Raw genomic sequence first — 6,971 nt, forward strand, 5'->3', positions numbered from 1 at the left:
CAATCAAATTTAATCATTCTCAAGATGATACCCCGATTCACCCTCATAGATTAATGTATGAGTCCTTTGCGCAATTTTTTCAGGATCAACTTTAATTTTCGCGACGCCTGATTCCATAGCTGCACGCGCAACCGCAGCAGCAACCGCAGGAGGAACATTAAAATCCATTCCCATAGGAATAATGCACTCGGGATTAAGTGTTTTGTCTGAAACAAGAGCGGCTACAGTTCTTGCTGCCGCTATCTTCATCTCCTCATTAATCATCCTTGCACGAACATCCAATGCTCCTCTGAATACACCCGGAAAAATCAAGGAATTATTGACCTGATTGGGAAAGTCCGATCTGCCTGTAGCCACAATCAATGCTCCGGCCTCTTTTGCCTCATCCGGGTGAATCTCAGGTGTTGGGTTGGCAAGCGCAAATATGACGGGATCTTTTGCCATAGTTAAGACCATTTCTTTTGTAAGAGCCCCTGCAACAGAAAGGCCTATAAAGATTTCAGATCCTTTAATGACTTTAGCAAGATCTCCTTTTGTTTTTTCAGGATTTGTCTGCTCAGCCATTTCATCTTTAATCCAGTTCATACCTTCTTTTCGCCCTTTATATATGGCCCCGTTTTTATCACAAAGTATAATTTGTTTTATTCCTATCTCCATTATAAGTTTGCAAACAGCAATGGCTGCGGCACCGGCTCCGTTTATTACAACCTTCACATCCTCAGCTTTTTTGCCGGATATTTTGAGTGAATTAAGTAAAGCAGCCGTGACAATAATCGCAGTTCCATGCTGGTCATCATGAAATACAGGGATATCCATCTCTTCTTTAAGGCGTCTTTCGATATAAAAGCAACGGGGCGCTGATATGTCTTCAAGATTTATTCCCCCGAAAGTCGGGCTCATTCTTTTTACGATCTCAACAATTTGATCTGCATCCTGCGTACATAAACAGATTGGGAAGGCCTCAACTCCGGCAAAAGTCTGAAACAAAATTGCTTTGCCTTCCATTACAGGCATCGCAGCCTGCGGGCCGATATTGCCAAGACCAAGCACAGCACTACCATCTGTAACAATGGCCACAAGATTTCCCTTGGCAGTGTAGTCATATATCAATTCAGGGTTTTCTCTTATCAATCGGGCCGGCACTTCCGCAAAAGGAGGCATGTAAAACTGGCCGAGAATATAATTATCCTTGATCGCTATTTTACTTCTTATCTGGAGAACCCCACGGTATCGCCTGTGAAACTCAAGAGATTCTTCCTCAATCGACTTTTTTTTCGGATCAGGTGGCTCAATTGGCCACTGCCCTTCATATACATACCTGCGTGTCATATCGGAAATCAAAGCCGGGTCCACATCCCCTTTGGCTTCTCCTGTCTGTATAGCAGCCTTTGCAACCGCTTCCGCAATTTTAGGGGCAACCCGAAAGTCAAATATTTTCGGCATAACATGCTCAGGAGCAAGTTCCTCGGAACTTACGCAATCAGCAAGAGCCTGAGCCGCAGAAAGTGCCATTTCAGTATTAATATTACTTGCTCTTGTTTCAAGAATACCTCTGAAAAAACCGGGGAAAATCATCGCAACATCAGACTGATTCGGGAAATCAGCTCTGTTAAATACCATAACTTTTGCACCTGCAGCGCGCGCTTTTTCCGGCATAATTTCAGGATGAGGAATTGAAAGCGCAAAAACTATCGGGTCCTTTGCCATGGATTTTATCATATCCCCGCTAAGAACATTTCCGGATGAAAGGCCGATAAAAACATCTGCGTTTTTAAGAGCCTGCTCGAGAGTTCCAGTAAAATTTTCAGGATTTGTGATTTTAACTATTTCCCATTTCGCCCAGCTCATTCCTTTCAGCCGATATTTATACAAAGCGCCGTCTCTGTCACACACTATCACCTGTTTTATCCCGGCTTTTATTAGAAGATCCGCACTGGCAAGACCGGCCATGCCGGCGCCATTTATTACTACCCTGGCGTTGATAATATCCTTACCAACAACCTTCATTGAATTTATCAAAGCTGCAAGTACAGGTATTGCGACTCCAAGCCCATGATTATTAAATACCGGTATATCCGCGGCTCTTTCAAGATGATCTGTAATAGTAAAGCTTTGGGGACTGGCAATGTCTTCTAAGCAAAATGCTCCGAAAGTAGGTGTAAGAGCAAGAGCTGTTTCAATAAACTCATAAGGATCTTTTGTCCTGATGCATATCGGAAGAGCATCCACACCGGCAAATGTCTTGAATATAACTGACTTTCCCTCCATAACAGGAAGTGCTGCTTCAGGACCTGCATGACCAAGCCGAAACAGCCCGGAACCGTCCGTTAAAATTCCTACTGTATTTCCGCGGCATGACAGCGAATAAGACTGTACGGGATCTCTTGCGATTTCCAAACAGGATGAAGCAACTCCTGGGGTATACACAAGGCTTAATATTTTTGAGTCCTTTATTGGTATCTTGGGAGAAACGCCGATAACTCCGCGGTAGCGTTTCCTGTATGCAAGAGCTTGTGCTTCCTGATTAGTAATTTTGTCCGGCATTTAAATCTCCTTCAAAAAAGGGTTCCGGGATTCGATGGTTCCAGGATTCAAGAGATAAGCACCCTTCACTTGAATCCTGGAACCCTTGAATCCTTAATATTAAATTTTTGATCCGTTTTTTACAGCATTGGTTGCAAGAAAATCGGCAAGTTCATTTTCTTTATGACCTGCATGACCTTTAACTTTAATAAGCTTAATATCATGAAAATTTTTCATTTTCACTTTTATTGAGTTTATTAACTCAATATTTTTTTTTGGTTTCCAGTTTAAAGAAAGAACACCGTGAGAATAAGAACTATCTGTAAATATTCTTACCGGTTTTTTGGTTGTCTTAAGTTCCGTTAAAGCAACTTTTATTGCTTCCAGTTCTGCAATATTGTTAGTAGCAATTCCGATATATTTTGATATTTCTTTCTCATGTTCTCCAAAACGAAAAAAAACCCCTATGCCTGATGGCCCAGGATTGCCGGATGATGCACCATCAGTATAAATACAAATGGCATCGGAAGGTATAATTTCCTTTAAGGCAGAATCTTTATCGGGTTTTTTTAAAGAATTTCTACCCAATGGTTTTTTCTTGGTTGTCTGTGTATCGGTGTTTATAGAATCTACAGGCTCAAGTTTATTTTCATAAACCCAGTATTCATAGTCCTGCTTGGTATTATATTTAATTAAAACTTTTCCGTTTTTAATTACCGGTTTTTCTTCGGATGAAAAGGCCTGCCAGACTTTGTTGCCCTTAAACATCTTTCTTTTCCATAAGATATCATTTTCTTCCATAATTAATAACCCAGCCGACAAACCCAATTTACGAGTAAAGATGATATTTAGAGCTTATATCAAGATACTGCTCAAGCTCAACTTTCCATGATTTTTCTATATCTTCAATATCAACATTGTTTTCAATTGCACTGCGGATCTCATGATTTCCAGAGATAAGATCTATAGGATATTTTTCAAATTCATATTCATAAGGAGGAAGTTTCCACGCAAAATTATTTCTACAGCATTGAAATACTGCTTGAAGTAATTTCAAAGATGAATAATATGGTTTATACTTAATGGGATCTGTAACATGAATCTGAAAACCTCTGCACAGCTCACCCTGCCATTTGTTTGATGTGGGCTCAAATGCAACCGGTCTTAATATGGCGCCGGAAAGTTTGTTCCCGCCTAAAAAAGATATAATTTTATCAGTTTCTACAAACGGGGCTCCAAATATTTCAAAAGGCTGAGTTGTACCACGTCCTTCCGAGATATTTGTACCTTCCCATATAACCTGGCCCGGGTAAACAATGGCGGAAACAGGATTCGGAAGATTCGGAGAAGGAGTAATCCATGGAAGAGAAGTTTGCCAAAAAAACATATCTCTTCTCCATCCTTTCATAGGAATTACTTCAAGGTCACAGTTTATATTAAAATGTTTATTGAAAAGCTGTGCCAGTTCTCCTATTGTAAGACCGTGTCGCATTGGTATGGGATAACGCCCAACAAAAGAAATATATTCGGAAGAAAGAATATTGCCTTCAACCGCAATACCACCTATCGGATTAGGCCTGTCAAGAATAACAACTTTCTTGCCAAATTTCTTAGCAGCCTCAAGGCAGTATGACATTGTATATATAAAAGTATAAACGCGCGTACCAACATCCTGAAGGTCTACAAGAAGAATATCAATAGGCTCAAACATCTCTTTTGTCGGTATGCGTGTTTTTCCGTATAGACTGAAAACCTGAATGCCCAGCGTATTATCGAAAATGTTTTCAGACTCAATCATATTATCCTGTTTTTCTGAAAAAAAACCATGCTGGGGAGAATAAAGAGCAGCCAGTTTTTCAGGAAATTTTTCGTTTATCAATTCCCTTGCATGATTAAAATTACTGTCAACGGAAGCCGGATTGCATAAAAGTCCAAGGCGCTTTCCGGAAATAAATGACGGAGGTGATTTTATAAAATTTTCAAGTCCGCTAAAAGCAGTAGGCATTATATATAAATATCTCCTTCAGTTATTTTTTACTCCATACATCTTTAAGATCATCGCTAAACTGATACCGGATTCCATTTTCATTTAAAATCTCTTCAGTAGCCGCTTCAATCTCATTATGCTTAAAAACAAGGCATTCACTTCTTGTGTTTGCAAATCTGAAGATAACAAATTCTTCCTTGTTATCTCTTAATGTCTCAACAAGATGAACCAGGTTTTTAATCGGCACATCATTTACACTTTTAATTACTCCAAAGGGGCCTCTTGTATCATAGCCTTTGGTAATCCTGTGAGAAAACATAGGGGAAAATACAGCGACTAATTCTTCACCCTCAAAAGAAACATTATCCGACATGCGAGTCACAACAGGGCTCCCGATAGCAGCCAGTAAAAGCGATATTTTATCGGTTTTCAATACCTGCTGAATATAGAACTGATCTAATTCAACAAAAACCAGCGGGCCATAAATAAAATATCTTGGATAATTGAAACCTTTAAACCTTATAAGCTTTTGAGATTCAACACTAACAGGCACATCTATCTTTAGCTGCTCTTTTTTTCGGATAATTGTAAGCGGAACTTTTCCATCTTTGGCTATCCTTGGAACAAGATAAGTGGCAGGAAGTCTTAAGTCTCCGTTGATCCGGATACGGCCTTCATTGTCAATAGAATAATCACCAATATGAGTGATAATATCCCATGGTTTAAGTGGAAAGTCAGGATATATGTTTTTTACTCCCTGGACTACCATTCCGGTTGTCTCGCCTGAAATATTAAGACTTCTGCGCAACGCATCATTTTCAAGCGTCTGCATCCGGATCCCATTTATCATAGGTTGACCTTCATAGCTACCATCAGCGGCATCTTTTAAAAACATTTGAATTTCTTCAACAGGAATAAGAAATCCGATGTTTTCAGCAGCCATAATTTTACTGCAAACAAGACCAATTAACTTCCCACCGGCTACTGCTGCTCCGCCGCTATTGCCGGGGTTTAGTGCAGCATCAATTTGTATCAGCAAACTTGGAAGCCCGTAAAAAACGGCCCGATACTCTATTCGTGACACAATCCCTTCTGTAACGGATTGCTCAAAACCACCCATAGGATATCCGTACACAGAAACAGGATCTTTTGCTTTAGGAAGCTTGTCATCAAAATATAAGGGGGGGTTACTATCAAAAAATTCATCATTTTTAATTTGCAGTAAAGCAAGATCAACTTCGGGAGATTGTGCAATTACTGTTGCTTCAATCTTATCGGCAGATTGATAGGGTTGAATATAGATCTGCTGAGCAAAAGCAACTATATGCGCATTGGTAAGTATTCTGCCACCTTCAATTATTACACCTGATCCTGAAATCTCACGCTGAGTATTTTTGGTCCAGGGTCGTATTATATCCGGCAATCTTTGGGTAGCAATTATTTTCACAACAGATTGAGAAATCTGATCTTCCGCATACACAGTAGATGCAAAAGAATAGATAACAATAACACTTAAAAGAAGAATTATAATTTTATTCACAAAACATATTTCTTCTGCACAGTTGGGAGCACAGCTATTTTCTTTTGTATTAAATCTCATAGGATCCTTTCATACATCTTAACATTATTTAATTTGCTGTTTTGCGGTTTACAATCCTAATACTTTGTTCTTACTATATATATATCGATAAGAATTTTGAAAGTCAACGCTTAAGGTACAGATTATCTGCTTTATATAATAAAGATAATTTTATATATTTAGCCGCTGGCATAGCAAGTTATAATGACTGCCTATGTGCTCAACCCTTTCTTTTCCGCTTCTTTTCGTAATTCGGAATATACTTTCAGATGATCAATTTCAGCAGCTGGACAAACATTATTGCATTCTCCGCACATAACACAGGCAAAAAGGCCGTTTTGAACTGCTTCTAGGACCCTGTCTGCTTCATCAAATGGATCGTAGTAACGCAATCCTAATGCAATAATTCCTGCAGGACCTATAAATTTTTCAGGATCTTTGTCTTCATTTATTACAGGGCAGGCTGCAACACAGCTCAAACATCTGCAGCACCATTCAAGATTGCCGATCTCTTTAGCCAGGGCCGGGTCCATTACCGCAGTGATATCACTTTCTACAAGTGGTTTTGATCTTACTCTTGACTCTATTTTGGCAATTCTTTCCAGGATTTTGCTCTTATCCACTATAAAATCACGAATAACCGGAAAACCCTTCAATGGCTCAAGAACGATATCCCTGTCATTTTTTATGGGTGTAAAACATGCCATCATCGGTTCGCCGTCAAGCATCATGGCGCATCGCCCGCATACCCTTCCCCGGCAGGAATAATCAAAGGCAATTGCTTCGTGGTTCTCATGAACATATACTATTATTTCAAGAACCGTTATGTTTTTCTTCCATGGAACATTATAGATTTTGTAATAAGGTTTTGCATCCATTGCC

At 39.5% G+C, this 6,971-nt stretch carries 5 protein-coding genes; all 5 read right to left on the reverse strand.

The window, feature by feature from the left end; genetic code table 11:
• Positions 1-9: 9 nt before the first annotated feature.
• The 5 genes from KKC46_21055 to KKC46_21075 all read right to left on the reverse strand — a co-directional run bounded on the left by KKC46_21055 (position 10) and on the right by KKC46_21075 (position 6,967).
• Positions 10-2,544 carry an NADP-dependent malic enzyme gene (locus KKC46_21055; protein MBU1056291.1) on the reverse strand — a complete coding sequence of 845 codons (2,535 nt, stop codon included), beginning with the start codon at positions 2,542-2,544 and terminating at the stop codon, positions 10-12.
• A gap of 99 nt (positions 2,545-2,643) precedes the next feature.
• Positions 2,644-3,291: a ribonuclease HI gene (locus KKC46_21060; protein MBU1056292.1), complete on the reverse strand. Its 648-nt coding sequence runs from the start codon at positions 3,289-3,291 to the stop codon at positions 2,644-2,646.
• Positions 3,292-3,352: 61 nt separating this feature from the next.
• Positions 3,353-4,528: a DUF1343 domain-containing protein gene (locus tag KKC46_21065; protein MBU1056293.1), complete on the reverse strand. Its 1,176-nt coding sequence runs from the start codon at positions 4,526-4,528 to the stop codon at positions 3,353-3,355.
• A 22-nt stretch (positions 4,529-4,550) separates the two neighbouring features.
• A complete protein-coding gene (locus KKC46_21070) occupies positions 4,551-6,110 on the reverse strand; it encodes a trypsin-like peptidase domain-containing protein (protein ID MBU1056294.1) in 1,560 nt (519 codons plus the stop codon).
• Positions 6,111-6,301: 191 nt separating this feature from the next.
• Positions 6,302-6,967: a 4Fe-4S dicluster domain-containing protein gene (locus tag KKC46_21075; GenBank protein MBU1056295.1), complete on the reverse strand. Its 666-nt coding sequence runs from the start codon at positions 6,965-6,967 to the stop codon at positions 6,302-6,304.
• Positions 6,968-6,971: the final 4 nt, after the last annotated feature.

It is taken from the genome of Pseudomonadota bacterium, from assembly GCA_018817425.1.
GTDB lineage: Bacteria > Desulfobacterota > Desulfobacteria > Desulfobacterales > RPRI01 > RPRI01.